We start from the raw sequence: 18,705 nt of genomic DNA on the forward strand, positions 1-18,705 counted from the left end.
CGCGCCGGACCGGTGCGTCATTGTCATGCATTCCTCACATGGATAGCCTGTGCCCGCTCTGCAGCCCTGCGTCCACCCCACCGGGCCCAGGGCTCCCTCTCCCCCCCACACACACGCAGGAGCAGACATGCCCAGACGCCCCGTGGCCCCCGTGCGCCGTCGCGCCTCCGCCGCCGCCCTGGCGGCCCTCACCGTCGCGGCCGTCGTAGCGGCGGGACAGCCGGCCCTGGCGTCGGCCGCGCCGGACCCGGCCGCCGGTTCCCTGAACGGGGCCTTCGCCCGCGCCGCCAACGAGTACGGAGTGCCCCGCGACCTCCTCGCGGCGGTCGGCTACGGCGAGACGCACTTCGACGGGCACCAGGGACGCCCCAGCCAGGACAACGGCTACGGCGTCATGCACCTGGTGAGCAACCCGACCAACCGGTCCCTGGAGAAGGCCGCCGCCCTCACCGGAGCCTCCGCCGCGCAGCTGCGCGAGAACACCGCGACGAACGTCCTCGGCGGCGCCGCCGTGCTCCGCTCGTACGCCGACTCACTCGGGCTCGACCGGGACGAAAGGCTCGACGTCGACTCCTGGTACCCGGCCGTCGCCCGGTACGGCGGTGCCGACGGGCCCGCCGCCGCGCTCTACGCGGACACGGTCTACTCCTTCCTGGCCGGCGGTCTGCGCGGCAGGACCCCCGAGGGCGAGGAGATCACCGTCACCTCGCGTCCGGTCTCCCCGGAGAAGGGCGATCTCGCCCCGAGCGACGTGAGCACCCGGTCGGCGGACTACCCCTCGGCGCTCTGGGTTCCCGCCAGCACCACCAACTACAAGTCGGGCCGCACGGCGGACATCGACAAGATCGTCATCCACGTCACCCAGGGCTCGTACGCCGGCTCCATCAGCTGGTTCCAGGACCCCGCGGCCGTGGTCAGCGCGCACTACGTGATCCGTTCCTCGGACGGCCAGATCACCCAGATGGTGCGCGACAGCGACACCGCGTACCACGCGAAGAGCGCCAACGCCTCGTCCCTGGGCATCGAGCACGAGGGCTGGATCGACGATCCGACCTGGTTCACCGACGCGATGTACCGCTCCTCCGCGGCCCTCACCCGCTACCTCTGCGACCGGCACGGCATCGTGAAGGACCGGGCGCACATCATCGGGCACAGCGAGGCGCCCGGCAACGACCACACGGACCCGGGCCCCTACTGGGACTGGACCACCTACATGCAGCTGGTCGACGGCTCCACCGGCGGGACCACGGACACGCTGAGCTTCTCCTCCTACACGACCCAGCAGTCGGGCTCCAGCGGCGCCCAGGTGAAGGCCGTGCAGCAGCTCCTCAACACCCAGGGCTACGAGGCGGGTTCGGTGGACGGGGTGTTCGGCGCCGCGACCACGTCGGCGGTCCAGGCCTTCCAGCGGGCCCGCGGGCTGAGCGCGGACGGAATCGTGGGTGCGAAGACCTGGACGGCCCTGCTGTCGGCCGGTACCACTCCCGACCTGCGCCAGGGCAGCGCCGGTGAGGACGTCAAGCGCCTCCAGCGCTCGCTGACGGCGGCCCTCGGCTCGACCGTCTCCGTCGACGGGGACTTCGGATCGGGCACCGCCACCGCGGTACGCACCTTCCAGACCGACCACGGCCTCTCGGTGGACGGCATCGTCGGTACGGCGACCTGGACGGCCCTCCAGTCGGGCAGCTGACCCACCGGCCTCGGCCTCGGCCCCGGCCGGGGTCGGGGTCGGGGCCGGGGCGCCGGGCGACGCCTACGGGCCGGTGGACACCTCGACGACCGCCCATTACGTTGATTCCCCACCCTGCGCTCGTGTTGGCCGACGGCACCGAAGCGTCGATACCGCAGGTGTCCGCCCGGCCGTAGCAGGGAGTCGTACGTGCAGGACTTCGTCGTCGACCCCGCCGCCCACAATCGGGCGGCCTGGGACAAGTACGTCCAGGAGGGCAACGAGTGGTCGAGGCCGGTCAGTACTGAGGTTGTCGAGCGCGCCCGCACGGGCGACTGGTCGATCGTTCTCATCGGGCACGAGCCGGTCGACCGCTCCTGGCTGCCGGCGGACCTGACCGGCAAGGACGTGTTGTGCCTGGCCTCCGGCGGTGGTCAGCAGGGTCCGGTCCTCGCCGCCGCGGGGGCTCGGGTCACCGTGTTCGACAACTCACCCCGCCAGCTCGGCCAGGACCGGATGGTGGCGGCGCGCGACGGACTCGACCTGCGCACCGTCCTGGGCGACATGCGCGATCTCGGCGCCTTCGGCGACGCGACGTTCGACGTCGTGTTCCATCCGGTGTCCAACCTGTTCGTGCCGGACGTGGCACCGGTGTGGCGTGAGTGCTTCCGCGTCCTGCGACCGGGCGGAACGCTGCTCGCGGGCTTCCTCAACCCCGATGTGTACTTGTTCGACCCCGAGGTGCTCGACGAGCGCGGCGAGCTGGTCGTCGCGCACAAGCTGCCCTACAGCGATGTCACGCAGTACTCCGCCGAGGAACGCGCCGCGAAGTTCGGCGCGGATGCCGCTCTCGAGTACAGCCACACCCTCACCGGCCAGATCGGCGGGCAGCTCGCCGCGGGGTTCGTCCTCACCGGCTTCGCGGAAGCCCCGCACCAGTCCGACGCGTCCGCCGCTTACATGTCGGGCTACTTCGCGACGCGGGCCGTCAAGCCGGGCTGAGACGGCCGTTCGGGCCCGGCCGGGGTGGCCTTTTCTCCGGACAGCCGGGGAGTCGGCGGGCCACGAGAAGGTGGCTCCGCACCCCCGGCGAGGGTGCGGAGCCACCGGTACCGCTACTGCCCGGCGCCGCAGCCACTGGGGCTGCCGACGCCTGGAGGTCACTTCAGGCCGAAGGCCCGGATGATCTCCTGGTCCACGGCGAGGCCGTCCGGGCCCTCGGCGTGCGCCTTGAGGGAGACCGAGGAGGCCCCCTTCTTCGGCGGGGTGAAGGCCGCGGCCCACTGGCCGGACGCGGTCCTGCGCAGCTTGACGGCGGACCACTCGGCGCCGTCGTCGTAACTGACCTGCAGCGAGGCGGACGTCGCCTTCACCGCGCCGTCGAGCCAGGCCTGCGTCCCGGCGCCGAGGCCGAGTTCGACCTCCTTGCCCGCCTTCACGTCACCGGCGAGGTCGGTGTCGACGTCGAAGTCCAGCTGGATCAGCGGGATGTCGCTCTGCGCGTACCCGGCCTCGCCCGCGTCGAGCTGTCCCGAGACGAACGACCACTCGCTGTGCGTGCGGGTGGAGGACTTCCAGATACCGGCGTCGCGGCCGGAGTCGAGAACCAGTCGGTACGGCAGCTTCTCGGGCGAGAGGTCCCACGCGTAACCGGCCCGGCCCGCACCCTTCTTGATCAGAGTGTCGCCCTGGTAGAAGGCGTAGCTCGTGGTGTCGTACTCGTCCGAGGGCATCGAACCCGAGTGGCCCTCGCCCGAGTCGGTCCACGCGCTGATGTTGAACTGCATGTCGTTGTACGAGGTGCGGAACGGGCCCCAGTAGCCGGTGCCGAGGCGGGGGCTCGTCACCGGGGCGAACCAGTCGTCCTTGTAGGTGCGGCCGGCCGTGTAGTCGAGGTCGGTGCTGCGCATCTCGGCGGCGGTGTCGGTGGCGTCGGCGTTGAAGACGGAGTGGTTCTCGTACCAGAAGGAGTCGCCGGGGAGCGGGGTGACCCACTCGTCGCGGACGCCCGGGAACTGCTCGTACTCCTCGAAGCCGACGCCCGGTCCGTACTCCGGGATGTCGTAGCGGTAGCCGGCGCCGAGCGTCTTCCTGGCGCCGTAGAAGGTGTTCTCCACCTTGGCCAGTTGGCGGACCGACGGGGTGAACTCCAGGGAGCTGTCGGGGATGTTGCCGTCGTGACGGTCGACGAAGTCGTAGACGTAGTCGGCGAACTTCTTCTGGTCGACGCTGATCTTCCTGCCGCGCTGGGCGGCCTTGATCAGGGCCTGGCCGGCGAGCTTCTGGGCGGAGGCCACCGGGATGGCGGTCTCGGTGCCCCAGTCGGTGTAGGTCTCCAGGAGGATCCCACGGCCGTCGTTGACGACGAGGAGCGCCGAGGCTCCCGCGGCGACCGCGTTGGCGAGCCGGTCGGCGGGGGCGACGGCGTCGCTCCGGGTGATGACCACGGCCTTGCCCTTGGCTCCGATCCCCTTGTAGGCGGCGGCACTTCCGTCACCCGCGTAGACGGCGTCCAGCTTCTGCTCGCGGTCCTCGGCGACGACGGAGCCGCCCTGCGCGGTGACGGGGACGTCGGTCCCGTCGGCCGTGACGTCGATCAGCTCCTCGCCCAGGCGCCAGCGGGTCAGGAAGCTGAAGGTGCCCTGAGTGACCTTCTTGGTGGGTGCGGCCCACAACTCGTCGTAGGCCAGGGGGATCTGGTAGAGGTCGCGTTGGACCATGCCGCTCGGGTCCGTCCGCGCCATGTCGTACCGCAGCTGGCGCGTCTCGGACTCCTGCGGGGCCTTCGCGCTCACCTTGTGTGCCCTGGACGCGTCGAGCGTGATGGTCCGCGGGCCGTCGGTGAGGATCGTCTCGGGCGCGGCGAGGAAGGCGAGGGCCTTGGAGTCGGAGCGGTCACCGTCGACGTCGAGCGCGGTCCAGGCGGTGTAGTTGCCCGGGGGCAGTCGCAGGGTGGTGTCGCCCGCGACGCTGACGACGTTCAGCTGGGGGTCGCCGAGCGCGGCGAACACGACCTGACCGTCGGCCGGTTGGCCCGCGCGGTCGCGGAGCTGGATGGTGAGGTCGTAGCGCTCCTCCTCCTTGCTGACGGCGAAGCCCGTGTGGGCGACGGTGGCGCCGGTGGCATCGGTGGCGAGGACCTGGCCCGAGAAGAGGGTGCCCGCGTCGACCTCGGAGGGGTCGATCGAGAGCACGGCCGTCGCGGTGGAGCCCGCCGGGACGGTCAGCTCCGGGGTGGAGAGGGTGTACGCCGCGGAGTCCGTGTCGGTCGCCAGGTGCAGGGTGACGTCCTGCTTGCCGCTGTTGGTGTACGTGAGGGTCCGCCGCGCCACCTCGTCGGAGGCGTCGTGCGGCCAGGCGTAGTCGGCGACCTCGACGGAACCGGTGGCCTCGATCGTGGCGTCGACGGCCGCCCCGACGTCCACGCGGCCGGTGCCCTGCTCGTACGGGGTGTACGCGGGAAGCCGCTTGGACGTGCTCATCAGCGCGTCCTTGAGCCGGCTGCCGGACCAGTCGGGGTGGCGCTGCTTGAGGATGGCGGCGGCGCCGGCGACGTGCGGGGTCGCCATCGACGTACCGTCCATCGACTGGTACATGCCCTCGATGCCGGGGACCGACTGGGAGGCCGCCGCGTTGATGCCGACGCCGGGGGCGGACAGGTCCGGCTTGAGGCCGTGGTTGTTGATCAGCGGGCCCATGGAGGAGAAGGCCGCGCGGTTGTCCTGCTTGTCGACGGCGGCGACGGTGAGCGCCTCGGCCGCCGAGCCGGGGGCGCTGATGGTTCCGGCGCCGTAGGAGTTGCCGGCCGCGATGACGAAGAGCGGTCCGCCGTCGGCCGAGAGGGCGTCGACCGCCTGGGCCATCGGGTCGGTGCCGTCGTCCGGAACCGGGGCGCCGAGGCTCATGGAGACGACGTCGGCACCCTCGGCCTTCGCCCACTCCATCGCCTCGATGATGCCGGAGTCGGCGCCCTCGCCGCTGTTCCCGAGCACCTTGCCGATCAGCAGGTCCGCGCCCGGGGCGACGCCCTTGTTGAGCCCTCCGGACGCCGCACCCGAGCCGGCGACGGTCGACGCCACGTGCGTCCCGTGGCCGTTCTTGTCGTCCACGTCCTCGCCCGGGACGAAGCTCTTCGACTCCAGGATGCGGTCCTTGACGTCCGGGTGGTCGGCGTCGATGCCGGTGTCCAGGACCGCGACCTTGATGCCCTTGCCGTCGTATCCCTCCGCCCAGGCGGCGGGGGCGTTGATCTGTGGCACCGACTCGGAGAGCTGCGCCTTCGAACGGCCGTCGAGCCAGAGCTTGCTGATGCCGGCGTCCAGCGAACGGGCGTTCCCCTCGCGGGAGATGCCGGCCCAGAAGGTGCGGGCATCGGCCTTGTCGGCCGTGAGCGCCGTCCCGTGGATCGACTCCAGGGTGCGCGTCTTCTCGGCGCCTTCCGGTGCGGCGGGCAGTGAACGCGCCGCGGACCGCGGGTAGGTGGCGATCAGCGGGATGCCGCCGGTCCGCTCGTCGTCGTACCCCATCCCGACCAGTGCGGTGATGTTGAAGAGCCTGCGGTCGAGCGTGCCCGCGGCGAGGAGGGGGGTGGCCTCGTCGGGCAGCACGTAGAGGTCGTCGCCGGCCTGCTGCACGTGGACGCCGCCGGTCGCGCCGTCCGGGCGGTCGACGGTGACGGTGCCGTGGTCGCCGGCTCCGGCACCCTCGACGTAGTGCACCACGTCGCCGGTGACGAGGGTGACGTCGTGGCTCTGGGGTTCGGCCGCCTGCCGGGTGTGCGCGGCCGGGGCCTGGGAGGTCGCCGAGTGGGGGGTCGCGGAAGCGGAACCGGCGGCGGGAAGCATGACACCGCTCACGAGCGCGACGGAGGTCGCTATGAGGAGGAGCGTGCGTCCCTGACGAGCGGGTCTCGCCCGGCCGGAAACGGAGGGGGCTGAAAATGTCATGGTGCTGATCTACCGGTAAATGGCAGACGGCAAAGCGGTTTCACGGTGGCAGGAATCCGCCGTGGCGGTTAACCGCCCGGCGTGGAAAGGGCGTTCAGGGAGGCGATGTCCAGGGATGCGACGTCCAGGGGGCCGACGCCCGGCGGGATGCCACTCGGCGACGGGGCCGGCTCGTGATGGATCGGGGTACGGGCGCCGGTGAGCCGCGCGCCGGTGCCGCCGTGCCGCTCGGCGACGATCTCCGCCATGATCGACAGGGCGGTCTCCTCGGGCGTACGGGCTCCGAGATCCAGCCCGATCGGCGAGTGCAGGCGGCCCAGTTCGCGCACGGTGAGGCCCTCTTCCCGCAGCGCCGCCGTACGGTCCAGATGGGTGCGCCGCGAGCCCATGGCGCCGACGTAGCCGACCGGCAGCCGCAGCGCGGCCTTCAGCAGGGGCACGTCGAACTTCGGGTCGTGGGTGAGGACGCAGAGGACGGTACGCGCGTCGACCTCGGCCGTGGCGAGGTAGCGGTGCGGCCAGTCGACGACGATCTCGTCGGCCTCGGGGAACCGGGCGGCCGTGGCGAAGACCGGCCGGGCGTCGCAGACGGTGACCCGGTAGCCGAGGAACACGGCCGCCCGGGTCAGCGCGGAGGCGAAGTCGACGGCCCCGAAGACGATCATGCGGGGCGGCGGCACACTCGACTCCACGAACAGGGTGACGGGCCGGCCGCACCGCGAGCCGTCCGCGCCGACGGTGACCGTACCGGTGCGCCCCGCGGCGAGCATCGCCCGCGCCTCCGCGGTGGCGCTCCGTTCGGCATGTGACGCATTGTCACTGTCACTCTCCGACCAGGCACTTGCGGCATTCTCGCCCACCACCAGGGCCCGGCCGAGGAGTTCGTCCGGCCCGTCGACGACCCGGGCGAGGGCGGCCGGCCGCCCGGCGGCCGCCGCCGCGAGCGCGACCTCCACGACCGGCCGGACGGCGTCGTAGGACCGCACCGGGGTGACCAGCACCTCGATGGTTCCGCCACAGGTGAGGCCCGTCGCGAAGGCGTCCTCGTCGCTGTAGCCGAACCGCTCGCGCACGGTGGTCCCGTCGTCCAGGGCCTGGCGGCACAGTTCGTACACCGCCCCTTCGACGCAGCCGCCCGAGACCGATCCGACCGCCTCGCCCGCCCGGTCGACGGCGAGCGCGGCGCCCGGCTGCCGGGGTGCGCTTCCGGTGACCCGGACGACCGTGGCGACGGCGAAGTCCCGCCCCTCCAGGGTCCATCGGTGCAGTTCTGCGGCGATGTCCAGCACGGGTTACTCCTCTCGGCGGTGCGGCTCCCGGGCGGTAGCGGCTCTCGGGCGGCGTAGGAGCGCGCGTACGGCGGTGTCGCCGCGCCGCGCGCCGTGATCAGGTGCCGGTGAGGTGCTCCGGGCGTACCGGGGCCCGGTTGAGCTCCAGGCCCGTCGCCGCCCGGATGGCGGCGAGGACCGCGGGGGTGGACGAGAGGGTGGGCGCCTCACCGACGCCCCGCAGCCCGTACGGGGCGTTCTGGTCCGCGAGTTCGAGCACGTCGAGGGGGATGGGCGGGGTGTCGAGGATGGTCGGGATCAGGTAGTCGGTGAAGGACGGGTTGCGGACCTTCGCGGTCACCGGATCGACGAGGATCTCCTCCATCACGGCGATACCGAGCCCCTGGGTGGAGCCGCCCTGGATCTGTCCGGCGACGGAGAGCGGGTTGAGCGCCTTGCCGACGTCCTGGGCACAGGCGAGTTCGACCACCTTCACGAGCCCCAGTTCGGTGTCGACCTCCACCACCGCCCGGTGGGCGGCGAAGGAGTACTGCACATGGCCGTTCCCCTGGCCGGTGCGGATGTCGAAGGACTGGGTGGGCCGGTGGTGCCACTCCAGCTCGACTTCGATCGCCTCGTCCCCCAGGACCTCGGCCAGGCCGGCGAGGGCCTCGCCGCCGTCGGTGACGACCTTGCCGTTCTCCAGCAGCAGTTCGGCGGTGGCCCAAGCGGGGTGGTACGTACCGAACTTGCGGCGCCCCAGCGCCAGCACCTGCTCCCGGACGGCCTCGCAGCTGTTCTTGATCGCGCCGCCGGTGACGTACGTCTGGCGGGAGGCGGAGGTGGATCCCGCCGAGCCGACCCGGGTGTCGGCGGGCTGGATGGTGACCTGGCCGACGCCGAGTTCGGTCCGCGCGATCTGGGCGTGCACGGTGATGCCGCCCTGTCCGACCTCCGCCATCGCGGTGTGCACGGTCGCGACGGCCTCGCCGTTGATGACCTCCATCCGGACCCGGGCGGTGGAGTAGTCGTCGAAGCCCTCGGAGAAGCCGACGTTCTTCAGCCCGACCGCGTACCCCACACCCCGTACGACGCCCTCGCCGTGCGTGGTGTTGGAGAGCCCGCCCGGCAGCGCGCGGACGTCGACCGAACCCGCACCGCCCGCCGGGTCGGCGGCCAGCCACTGCCGTTCGGGCGGCAGTGGGCGGGCCTTGACCCGGCGGAGGAGTTCGGCGACCGGTGCGGGAGAGTCGCAGGGCTGGCCGGTAGGCAGCAGGGTGCCCTGCTCCATCGCGTTGATCCGGCGCAACTCCACCGGGTGGAGCCCGAGTTCGGCGGCGAGCTTGTCCATCTGCGCCTCGTACGCGAAGCAGGCCTGGACGGCGCCGAAGCCGCGCATCGCCCCGCAGGGAGGGTTGTTGGTGTAGAGGGCGAGCGCCTCGATGTCGACGTCGTCCACGGCGTACGGTCCGACCGAGAGCGAGGCGGCGTTTCCGACGACGGCCGGGGAGGACGAGGCGTAGGCGCCGCCGTCCAGCACGATGCGGCACTTCACATGGGTGAGCCTGCCGTCGCGGGTGGCGCCGTGCTCGTAGGTGAGCTTGGCGGGGTGGCGGTGGACGTGTCCGAAGAAGGACTCGAAGCGGTTGTAGACCATCTTCACCGGCTTGCCGGTACGCAGTGCGAGCAGGCAGGCGTGGATCTGCATGGAGAGGTCCTCGCGGCCCCCGAAGGCGCCGCCGACGCCGGAGAGCGTCATCCGGATCTTCTCCTCGGGAAGGCCGAGGACGGGCGCCATCTGCGCCCGGTCGTTGTGCAGCCACTGGGTGGCGACGTAGAGGTCCACGCCGCCGTCCTCGGCGGGGACGGCGAGCCCGGACTCGGGACCGAGGAAGGCCTGGTCCTGCATGCCGAAGACGTACTCGCCGCGCACGATCACGTCCGCGCGCGCCGCTGCCGCCGCCGCGTCGCCGCGCACGATCGGCTGGCGGTGCACGATGTTGGGGTGCGGGACGTGGAGGCTGTGGTGGTCGTCGCGGCCCTCGTGGAGCAGGGGCGCGCCGGGTGCGGTGGCGGATGCCTCGTCGGTGACGACGGGCAGTTCGGCGTAGTCGACGCGGATCTTCGCGGCGGCGCGGCGGGCCGTCTCGGGGTGGTCGGCGGCGACCAGGGCGACCGGCTCGCCGTGGTGGCGGACCCGGCCGTGGGCGAGAGCGGGGGTGTCCTTGATCTCCAGGCCGTAGTTCTTCACGGCGGCGGGCAGGTCGTCGTGGGTGAGGACCGCGTACACGCCGGGGGTGGCGAGCGCCTCGGCGATGTCGATCGACCGGATCTCGGCGTGGGCGGTGGTGGAGCGCAGGGTGTGGCCCCAGAGCATGTCCTCGTGCCACATGTCGGAGGAGTAGGCGAACTCCCCCGTGACCTTGAGGGTGCCGTCGGGGCGGAGGGTGGATTCGCCGATCCCGCCCCGGGTGGGTGAGCCCTGGGTGAGGCCGACCGGGGTGCCGGTGGTCGCCATGGTCAGGCCTCCTGTCCGGAGCGGGCGGCGGCGAGGCGGACCGCGTCGAGGATTTTTTCGTAGCCGGTGCAGCGGCAGAGGTTGCCGGAGAGCGCCTCGCGGATGTCCTGGTCGGACGGGGAGGGGTGCTGTTCGAGGAGTTCGTCGGCGGCGACCAGCAGCCCTGGGGTGCAGAAGCCGCACTGCACGGCTCCGGCGTCGACGAAGGCCTGCTGGACCGGGGAGAGCGGGGGGCCGTCCGGTCCGGGGGCGGCCTGCCAGGCGCGGGCCTCGTCGAGGCCGGTGCCGCAGCCGCCGGCCGCGCAGCCGCTGCCGGGGTGGGCGTCGTCGCGGTGGCGGGCGTAGTCCGCGAGTCCTTCGACGGTGACGACCTCGCGGCCCTCGGCCTGTCCGGCGGCGACCAGGCACGCGCAGACGGGCACTCCGTCGAGGCGGACGGTGCAGGAGCCGCACTCGCCCTGTTCGCAGGCGTTCTTGGAGCCGGGCAGGCCCAGGCGTTCCCGCAGGACGTAGAGGAGGGACTCGCCCTCCCATACGTCGTCCGCCTGCTGCGGCCTGCCGTTGACGGTGAAGTGGACGCGCATGGTCAGCGGGCTCCTTCGAGTGTGCGGCCGGTGCGGTACTGCTCCCAGGTCCAGCCGAGGGTGCGGCGGGCCAGCACGCCGACCGCGTGCCGGCGGTAGCGGGCGGTGCCGCGGACGTCGTCGATCGGGTTGCAGGCGCCCGAGGCGAGGGTGGCGAACTCCCGGGCGAGGGAGGGGGTGATGGTGTCGCCGTTCTCCCAGAAGCCGCCCTCGTCGAGCGCGGCGTTCAGGAACTCCTCGGCGGCGGTGGCGCGGACCGGGGTGGGCGCGGCGGAGCCGATGCCGGTGCGCACCGTCCGGGTCTCGGGGTGCAGGGCGATGGAGAAGGCGCAGACGGCGATGACCATGGCGTTGCGGGTGCCGACCTTGGAGAACTGCTGCGGGCCGTCCGCCCTGGCGATGTGCACGGCGCGGATGAGTTCGTCAGGGGCGAGCGCGTTCCGTTTGACGCCGGTGTAGAAGGCGTCGATGGGGATCATCCGGGTGCCGCGTACGGAGACCGCTTCGACCTCCGCCCCCGCGGCGAGCAGCGCCGGGTGCGCGTCCCCGGCGGGGGACGCGGTGCCGAGGTTGCCGCCGACCCCGCCCCGGTTGCGGATCTGCGGGGAGGCGACGGTGTGCGCGGCGAGGGCCAGCCCGGGGAGCTCGTCCCTGAGGTGTTCCATGATCGCGCTGTACGGCACCGAGGCGCCGAGGCGTACGGTCCGCTCGCCGACCTCCCATGCGGAGAGTTCACCGATCCGGCTCAGGTCGAGGAGGTGGTCGGGGCGGCGGTGGTCGAAGTTGATCTCGACCATCACGTCCGTACCGCCCGCGAGCGGGACGGCCGCCGGGTGCTCGGCCTTGGCGGCGAGCGCGTCCTCCCAGGCGGCGGGGCGAAGGAAGTCCATGAGTGGCTCTCTTCTCGATGGGCTGCGCAGGGTGGAAGGAGGAAACCCCAGGGACCCCTCGCGGGACCCCCGCGTGGGGCCGGGGAGCGTTCCGTGCGGGTCGGGGAAGACGGTCCGCGTGGGGCCGGGAACGGTCGCCCTTCATCAGTTGTTGACGCAGGGTGGCCTCCAGTACACAAGCCGTGCTCCAACCGGTGCAGTCACCGAAACAATGAAGGAGTTGGCTGGTCTCCTCGCTCGTCTTGTAGATTCGAACGAATGGTGAGGGTCGGAAACCTCGCCGCAATTCACAGGACCCCTGGAACTACGAAAAACAGATCGGCGGCAACGAGATGCGGCTGCGCGCACTGCTGGACACCGACGCGCTGGGGCTGCGGCTGCTCGGCGGCGAGGACGAGCTGGACCGTCCGGTCCGGGGCGTCATGACGACGGACCTGCGCGACCCGAGCCGCTACCTCTCCGGCGGCGAGCTCGTGCTCACCGGGCTGGCCTGGCGCCACGACGCGACGGATTCGGAGCCCTTCGTCCGGATACTCGCCCAGGCCGGGGTCAGCGCGCTGGCGGCGGGCGAGGCCGAGCTCGGCCCCATACCCGAGGACCTGGTCGAGGCCTGCCGGCACCATCGCATGCCGCTCTTCGCGGTGAACGAGACGGTTGCCTTCGCAACGATCACCGAGTACGTCGTACGGCAGGTGTCCGGTGAACGCGCCGGGGATCTGGCCGCCGTCGTGGACCGCCACCGCCGGCTGATGACCTCGGGTCCGGCGGGCGGCGGTCCGGAGGTGGTCCTGGACCTGCTCGCCGGAGATCTGTCCCTGTCGGCGTGGGTGCTCTCCCCCACCGGGCGCCGGATCGCCGACGCCGGGAAGCCGCTGCCCGGCCCGGTCGCGACGGCTCTCGCCGGCCGTCATCTGGCGGCGGCCAGGACCGGCCGCCGGGGTCCGCACGCGACCTCGGTGGACGGCACCACGTACGCGCTCTTCCCGATCCGGAACAGTGGCCGGGGATCGGTGCCCGCCCCGCAGGACGCCCGGGGGTCCGCGCTCTCGGAGTGGCTCCTCGCGGTGGAGGCCGACCCGGGCGACTGGCCCGAGGCCCGGCTGGACCTGCTCCAGGGCGTCACCCAGCTGATCGCCGTCGAACGCGACCGGCGCGACGCCGCGCGTACGGTACGCCGCCGGCTCGCCCAGGAAGTGCTGGAGCTCGTGCAGACGAGCGCCGCCCCGGCGGAGATCGCGGCCCGGTTGCGGGTGGCCGCGCCGGTGCTGCTGCCGGGGCTCGGTGCCGCTCCGCACTGGCAGGTCGTGGTGGCGCGGGTGGAGTGGGAGGCGCCGGACAACGGCTCCCCGGCCCGGACCGGCACCGAGGACCCGGCGGGCGGTCCGGTGGCCCAGGCGCTGCTGGAGGAGATCCTGGTCGACCCGGCGGTCACCGGGCCGGATTCGGCGGACCGGATAGCGGTGGCGTACACGGAGGACGAGGCCATCGCGCTCGTACCGCTGCCGGCGGTCGCCCCGGCCGCGCCGGTGCCCGGCGACGGGGCACCGGACGACCGGAGCGGCGCCTACGGGGCGGACCCGGCCCTGCGCGCGGGAGCCCTGCTGGAGGCGGTCCGCGAACCGCTCTCGGCGGGACTCGCGGACGACGGCAGGCTCACCCTGGGCGTCAGCGCGGCGGTCCACTCGGCCGAGGGGCTGCGCGGGGCGCTGGAGGAGGCCCGGCACGCCCGCCGGGTCGCGGCGGCCCGCCCCGGCCGGGTCTGCGCGGCGGGCCACGACGAGCTGGCGTCGCACGTCCTGCTGCTGCCGTTCGTCCCCGACGACGTACGGCGGGCCTTCACCGCACGGCTGCTCGACCCGCTGCGGAGCTACGACGAGCGGCACCGCGCCGAGCTGATCCCGACCCTGGAGGCGTTCCTGGAGAGCGACGGCTCATGGACCCGTTGCGCGACCCGCCTCCACCTGCACGTCAACACCTTGCGCTACCGCGTCGGGCGTATCGAGCAGTTGACGGGCCGCGACCTCTCGCGGCTGGAGGACAAGCTCGATTTCTTCCTCGCCCTGCGCATGAGCTGACCTTCCTCGTCCGGCCGGGCCCCGCACGGGCCCGGCAAGGCCGACACCTGTTTGTGAAATCTTTCACCTGAACCTGGCCCGCCCTCTTGGCCGGGCTGCCGATCCGTGCTGAGATGCGCCCACACTCAACAGCTCAATGGCGCGCTCGGGGAGGCAATGTGGCGTACACCGCCATGTCTGGGTCCGGAACGACAGCCGATGACGAACCTCCCCTCCTGACCGCGGTGTGGCGGCTGCGCTCCCGCGCCTGCTGGACGGATGCCGCCGCGCTGCTCGGTCCGAGCGCGGCGACCGATCCGGCCGCCGCCCTCCAGCGCGCCGCCCTGCTGACCGAGCGCTGCCTCTACACGACCAAGGGCTGGACCGAAGCCGAGGAAGCCCTGCGGGCGGCCGAGGCGCTCGCCAAGGACAACGCCGAGCGGGGAGCCGCAGCCTGCGAACGCGGCTATCTGGCGTATGCCTCCACCCTGCTCGGCATCCGCGACCGTGCCGACGAGGCGTCCGTCGCACTCAGCCGCGCGGCGGCCCTCCTCGCTCCGGACGCGCCGGGCCGGCCCCTGCTGGACTTCCGGCGCGGGCTGATCGCGCAGAACATCGCCCAGGCGCCCGATTCCGCGCGGGCCGCCTTCCGGCGGGCGCACGCGGGCGCCACCGCCCGGGGGGACGCGTTACTGCTCTCCTTCACCTGGCGTCACCTCGCGTCCCTGGCCCTGAGCTCGGGTGAGCTCGCGGAGGCACGCCACGGCTTCGCGGAGTCGCTGCGGATAAGGGAGGAGCTGGGCTACCTGGTCGGGACGGCCCCCGCGCTGATCTCGCTCGCGGAGACCGAGACCGAACCGGTGGCCACCCGGCTGCGCGCCGAGGCGGGTCGTCTCTTCCGCCTGTTGGGCGGCGTACCGACCTGGCTCGCCCCGCTGCTCGACGAGCCGCCCGGTCCGGAGGTCGCCGCGGCGAACTGAGTGCCGGGGACGGACGGCGCACTCCGGCGGATGCCCGCGCTCGGGCGTCCGGCGGGTGCCCGGGCTCAGGCGTCCGCCGGACTCCGGTAGTGCTCCGCGACCAGGGCGCGTACGGCCGTCGTGTCGCGTTCGATCAGCGCGTCCAGCAGCGCGGTGTGCTGCGCCGCGTCGGCCCGCAGTCCGGCGGGCCGGCCCGGCGCGGTCCCGGGCAGCGGCCCCGGGCAGCGGCGGTGCAGGTCGTCGGCGAGGGCCACCAACTGGGCGTTGCCGGCGAAGCCGAGCAGGGCCCGGTGGAAGGCGCGGTCGCTCTCCGCGTAGGCCGAGCGGTCACCGGTCGCCGCCGCGGCGACCGTGGCCTCCGCCAGCGGCCGCAGGGCTCCCCAGCGGCAGGCCGATACGGTCCGGGCGAGCCGCAGCACCACGGGGGCCTCGATCAGCGCGCGGACCTCGGCCAGTTCGGCCAGTTCGCGCGGGCCGCGCTCGACGACGCGGAAGCCCCGGTTCGGTACGACCTCCACCGCGCCCTCCGCGGCCAGCCGCTGCATCGCCTCGCGCACCGGGGTGGCGGACACGCCGAAGCTCGCGCCGAGTGCGGGAGCGGAGTACACCTGCCCCGGGACGAGATCCCCGGCCGCCAGGGCGTCGCGCAGGGCGTCCAGGATCTGCCCGCGCACGGAGTGCCGGCGGACGGGCGGGGGCGCGGCGGCCTCGGCGTGGGAGTGCTCGCCCCGCTCCGTACCGCGTCCGGCCTGGGCGGGTACGCGAGGGGCCGGACCGGCTCCGAACGCCCCGAACCCGCCGGACGGACCGGACGCACCGAACCCGCCGGACGAACCGGAGACTCCGAACCCACCGGCACCGGCACCGGCCCCGGCACGCTCCGGGTACGCGGAGAACGCGAGCCCGTCCTCCCGCGCTCTGCCCTGCTCCACCGGTCCTCCTCGTCCCCGTCCGCCCCGTCCCGCACGGGCGCAGCCACCCGTGCACGATAGGCCAGGACCCCCAGGTTCACACGTCGATCACTTCGGGTAAGGTAAGCCTTGCCTGTCAGCGCTCGTGATTCGGTGGTCCCGCATGACCGTTCCCACGGTGCCCGTCGGCACCGCCCCGGCTTCCCCGGTGACGTCCGCGTACGCGCGCCTCGCCAAGGTCTTCCCCGGCATGCGCACCGACGTGCTCGACGCGGCGGCGCCGCTGCCCTCCGGCTCCGGCTGGGCGCACGCGGGCGCGCTGGCCTCGGGCGGCGCGGCGGTCGACACGTTCCTGGAGTGGGACGAGGCGCAGATCCTGCGCGACTACCAGCAGCGGGGCCGCCCGGACGTGGTGGCCGGCTTCGGGTTCCACCGGTACGCCTGGCCCGCCTCCTTGCTCGTGACCCTGCCGTGGTTCCTGCACCGGCGGGTGCCCCGGGTCCCGGTCGAGGACGTGGCGTTCCAGCGGGCGCTGGGCCACTTCGCCGTCCGCGCGCGCGAGTTCTCCTGCCTGCCCGACGACCCGGCCGCCTCGCACCCCGACGCGCGCGTGGTGCCCGACGAGGCGGCGCTCCGGGCCGAGGTGCTGGCCTCCGTCGCCGCCCACATGGGCCCCGTCCTCGAGGGGTTCGGCCCCCGCATGCGGCGCGGGAAGCGGGCGCTGTGGGGCATGGTGACGGACGAGATCGTCGAGGCCCTCTGGTACGTCGCCCACCTGCTGGGCGAGGAGACCCGGGCGGTGTCCGAACTGGAGCGCCTGCTGCCGGGCGCCACCAAGCCGTACGTCGGAGCGGCCGGCTTCCGTGAACTGACCGGCCCCAACGGCGAGTCGCTGCCGACCCGCGACCGCGCCAGCTGCTGCTTCTTCTACACGATCCGCCCCGAGGACACCTGCGTCACCTGCCCGCGCACGTGCGACAGCGACCGCGTGAAGAAGCTGAGCGCCGCCCTCTGATCGACACCACCCGCGCGAGGGAGCTTGCTTCGAATACAACTCTTTCGTCTCGCGCGGCAGTTCGACCCAAATGCGGTCACCTGTACGTTCAAAGCCCCCCGAAGGCGTGCTCTTGCCCCGAATCCGCTTGAGGCGGGCGGAAGTTCCGTCACGATGGCGTCCGAAACGACCTACGTGACCCGAGGAACCGCGCATGAGACTGACCGACATGTCGCTCGACTGGCTGCTTCCGGGCGCCGTGCTGCTCGTGGGAGTCATGGCGGCGGTGACGGTGGTCGCACGCGGCAAGCGCGCCGCCGGCAAAGCCTCGGCCGACGACACCTGGGAACGCAGCGAGGACCGCCGCAGGCGCAAGGAAGCGCTCTACGCCACCGCCTCCTACATCCTGCTGTTCTGCTGTGCCGCCGTCGCCGCCGCGCTCTCCTTCCACGGCCTCGTCGGCTTCGGCCAGCAGAACCTGGGCCTCTCCGGAGGCTGGGAGTACCTCGTCCCGTTCGGCCTCGACGGCGCCGCCATGTTCTGCTCCGTACTGGCCGTGCGCGAGGCGAGCCACGGAGACGCGGCCCTCGGATCGCGGCTGCTGGTGTGGACGTTCGCCGGTGCGGCGGCCTGGTTCAACTGGGTCCACGCGCCGCGCGGCATCGACCACGCGGGTGCCCCGCAGTTCTTCGCGGGGATGTCGCTCTCGGCGGCGGTGCTCTTCGACCGCGCGCTGAAGCAGACCCGCCGGGCCGCACTGCGCGAACAGGGCCTGGTTCCCCGGCCGTTGCCGCAGATCCGGATCGTCCGCTGGCTGCGAGCCCCCCGGGAGACCTTCGACGCATGGTCGTTGATGCTCCTCGAAGGGGTACGCACCCTGGACGAGGCGGTCGACGAAGTACGCGAAGACCGCCGCGAGCAGGAGCAGGACCGCATCCGCAGGCGGGACCAGGAGAAGCTGGACCGGGCGCGCATCAAGGCGCTCAACCGGCAGAACCGTGCCTGGAGCAGGCGGGGAGGCCGCCAGGTGGACGCCCCCGCGCTGCCCCCCTCGCCGAACTCGGACCGGCCCGCCGTAGAGTCCGCCACGACGGAACCCGGCCAGCTCCCGCTGCGCCCCCGGCCGCCGCTGCAGGCCGTCAGCGGCTCACCGCGGGCGGCGGGCGAACCCGCCCCGAAGAACGGCACGGCGGGCTCCGGCGGCGACCCCCTGACCGTCGACCTCACCGCGGAGGACGACACCCAGGCGCTGCCGCGACTCGACTCCCTGGAGCGCAAACTCAAGGATCTTGAGCAGCAGTTCGGCTAGTCCGTGAACGGGTTCCGCGGGAAGAGCGTGATACGCGCCGCCCGCGGAACCTAACCCAGGACCTCGAACCAGACCACCTTGCCCAGGACCTGCGCTTCCACCCCCCAGGCGTCCGCAAGGCTCCGCACCAGGATCAGGCCTCTGCCGTGCGTACCGTCGTCGGCGTTCGGTACGTACGGTCGGGGCATGCCGGACGCGAAGTCCCGCACCTCCACCCGGACCCGCGCCCCCTCGACCGTGGCCGTGACGGCCGCGCCGTTGCGGGTGTGGATCAGTGCGTTGGTCAGCAGTTCGCTCATCAGCAGTTCCGCCGTCTCCACGGACTCCGTGCGGATCCGGGGCCGGAGGAAGTCCCGCAGATCGTGCCGGACCTTTCCGACGACGGAGCTGTCCGTGTGCCCGATCCGGCGGTACAGGCACTCGCCCTGCCCTTCTCCGCCGCCGGGGGAACGTCCCCTGCCTCCGCGGTGACCGGCCTTGTTGTGACGTTCCATCATGTCCCCCGCCCGCACGCCGATTCAGCCTCCTTCTGCCTCGATCCCTCGAACGTCCTCACGGAATGCATGCCCCACCACCGCGCGA

At 72.7% G+C, this 18,705-nt stretch carries 13 protein-coding genes; 6 read left to right on the forward strand and 7 right to left on the reverse strand.

What is annotated here, in order from left to right; translation table 11 throughout:
* Positions 1 to 127 precede the first annotated feature (127 nt).
* A complete protein-coding gene (locus tag ACWCWD_RS25720) occupies positions 128 to 1,690 on the forward strand; it encodes a peptidoglycan-binding protein (RefSeq protein ID WP_450776055.1) in 1,563 nt (520 codons plus the stop codon).
* A gap of 189 nt (positions 1,691 to 1,879) precedes the next feature.
* Complete coding sequence (locus tag ACWCWD_RS25725; protein WP_450776057.1) at positions 1,880 to 2,671, forward strand: class I SAM-dependent methyltransferase; 792 nt, start codon at positions 1,880 to 1,882, stop codon at positions 2,669 to 2,671.
* Positions 2,672 to 2,829: 158 nt separating this feature from the next.
* Here ACWCWD_RS25725 and ACWCWD_RS25730 read toward each other — a convergent pair whose 3' ends face one another.
* The 5 genes from ACWCWD_RS25730 to ACWCWD_RS25750 form a co-directional block, all read right to left on the reverse strand.
* A complete protein-coding gene (locus ACWCWD_RS25730) occupies positions 2,830 to 6,513 on the reverse strand; it encodes a S8 family serine peptidase (RefSeq protein WP_450776117.1) in 3,684 nt (1,227 codons plus the stop codon).
* A 170-nt stretch (positions 6,514 to 6,683) separates the two neighbouring features.
* On the reverse strand, positions 6,684 to 7,904 hold the full coding sequence (locus ACWCWD_RS25735; RefSeq protein WP_450776059.1) for an XdhC family protein: 1,221 nt from the start codon (positions 7,902 to 7,904) through the stop codon (positions 6,684 to 6,686).
* 97 nt (positions 7,905 to 8,001) lie between these two features.
* A complete protein-coding gene (pucD, locus tag ACWCWD_RS25740) occupies positions 8,002 to 10,401 on the reverse strand; it encodes a xanthine dehydrogenase subunit D (protein ID WP_450776061.1) in 2,400 nt (799 codons plus the stop codon).
* 2 nt (positions 10,402 to 10,403) lie between these two features.
* Positions 10,404 to 10,985, reverse strand: a complete 582-nt coding sequence (locus ACWCWD_RS25745) for a (2Fe-2S)-binding protein (RefSeq protein ID WP_450776063.1) — start codon at positions 10,983 to 10,985, stop codon at positions 10,404 to 10,406.
* Between the two features lie 2 nt (positions 10,986 to 10,987).
* Positions 10,988 to 11,875 (reverse strand): FAD binding domain-containing protein, encoded by an 888-nt coding sequence (locus tag ACWCWD_RS25750; protein WP_450776065.1) that lies wholly within the window; start codon positions 11,873 to 11,875, stop codon positions 10,988 to 10,990.
* A gap of 332 nt (positions 11,876 to 12,207) precedes the next feature.
* On the opposite strand from ACWCWD_RS25750, the gene ACWCWD_RS25755 reads away from it, so the two are divergent.
* Both ACWCWD_RS25755 and ACWCWD_RS25760 read left to right on the forward strand, forming a co-directional pair.
* Positions 12,208 to 13,950 (forward strand): PucR family transcriptional regulator, encoded by a 1,743-nt coding sequence (locus tag ACWCWD_RS25755; protein ID WP_450776067.1) that lies wholly within the window; start codon positions 12,208 to 12,210, stop codon positions 13,948 to 13,950.
* 173 nt (positions 13,951 to 14,123) lie between these two features.
* Positions 14,124 to 14,909 (forward strand): hypothetical protein, encoded by a 786-nt coding sequence (locus tag ACWCWD_RS25760; RefSeq protein ID WP_450776069.1) that lies wholly within the window; start codon positions 14,124 to 14,126, stop codon positions 14,907 to 14,909.
* A 65-nt stretch (positions 14,910 to 14,974) separates the two neighbouring features.
* On the opposite strand, the gene ACWCWD_RS25765 is transcribed toward ACWCWD_RS25760, so the two are convergent.
* Entirely contained in the window at positions 14,975 to 15,841 is an 867-nt protein-coding gene (locus tag ACWCWD_RS25765) for a GntR family transcriptional regulator (protein WP_450776070.1), read from the reverse strand.
* 142 nt (positions 15,842 to 15,983) lie between these two features.
* Between ACWCWD_RS25765 and ACWCWD_RS25770 the strand changes: the two genes are divergently transcribed.
* Both ACWCWD_RS25770 and ACWCWD_RS25775 read left to right on the forward strand, forming a co-directional pair.
* Entirely contained in the window at positions 15,984 to 16,835 is an 852-nt protein-coding gene (locus tag ACWCWD_RS25770) for a (2Fe-2S)-binding protein (RefSeq protein WP_450776072.1), read from the forward strand.
* Positions 16,836 to 17,028: 193 nt separating this feature from the next.
* On the forward strand, positions 17,029 to 18,123 hold the full coding sequence (locus ACWCWD_RS25775; protein ID WP_450776074.1) for a DUF2637 domain-containing protein: 1,095 nt from the start codon (positions 17,029 to 17,031) through the stop codon (positions 18,121 to 18,123).
* 50 nt (positions 18,124 to 18,173) lie between these two features.
* Here ACWCWD_RS25775 and ACWCWD_RS25780 read toward each other — a convergent pair whose 3' ends face one another.
* Positions 18,174 to 18,527: an ATP-binding protein gene (locus ACWCWD_RS25780; protein ID WP_450776119.1), complete on the reverse strand. Its 354-nt coding sequence runs from the start codon at positions 18,525 to 18,527 to the stop codon at positions 18,174 to 18,176.
* Between the last annotated feature and the right edge of the window lie 178 nt (positions 18,528 to 18,705).

The organism is Streptomyces sp. NPDC001493, assembly GCF_053597235.1.

What these genes read in the sequence shown, in the direction of transcription:
- ACWCWD_RS25720 (WP_450776055.1), top strand. Translation starts at nt 128, where the DNA reads ATGCCCAGACGCCCCGTGGCCCCCGTGCGCCGTCGCGCCTCCGCCGCC.
- ACWCWD_RS25730 (WP_450776117.1), bottom strand. Translation starts at nt 6,513, where the DNA reads ATGCTTCCCGCCGCCGGTTCCGCTTCCGCGACCCCCCACTCGGCGACC.
- pucD (WP_450776061.1), bottom strand. Translation starts at nt 10,401, where the DNA reads ATGGCGACCACCGGCACCCCGGTCGGCCTCACCCAGGGCTCACCCACC.
- ACWCWD_RS25745 (WP_450776063.1), bottom strand. Translation starts at nt 10,985, where the DNA reads ATGCGCGTCCACTTCACCGTCAACGGCAGGCCGCAGCAGGCGGACGAC.
- ACWCWD_RS25750 (WP_450776065.1), bottom strand. Translation starts at nt 11,875, where the DNA reads ATGGACTTCCTTCGCCCCGCCGCCTGGGAGGACGCGCTCGCCGCCAAG.
- ACWCWD_RS25755 (WP_450776067.1), top strand. Translation starts at nt 12,208, where the DNA reads ATGCGGCTGCGCGCACTGCTGGACACCGACGCGCTGGGGCTGCGGCTG.
- ACWCWD_RS25760 (WP_450776069.1), top strand. Translation starts at nt 14,124, where the DNA reads ATGTCTGGGTCCGGAACGACAGCCGATGACGAACCTCCCCTCCTGACC.
- ACWCWD_RS25770 (WP_450776072.1), top strand. Translation starts at nt 15,984, where the DNA reads ATGACCGTTCCCACGGTGCCCGTCGGCACCGCCCCGGCTTCCCCGGTG.
- ACWCWD_RS25775 (WP_450776074.1), top strand. Translation starts at nt 17,029, where the DNA reads ATGAGACTGACCGACATGTCGCTCGACTGGCTGCTTCCGGGCGCCGTG.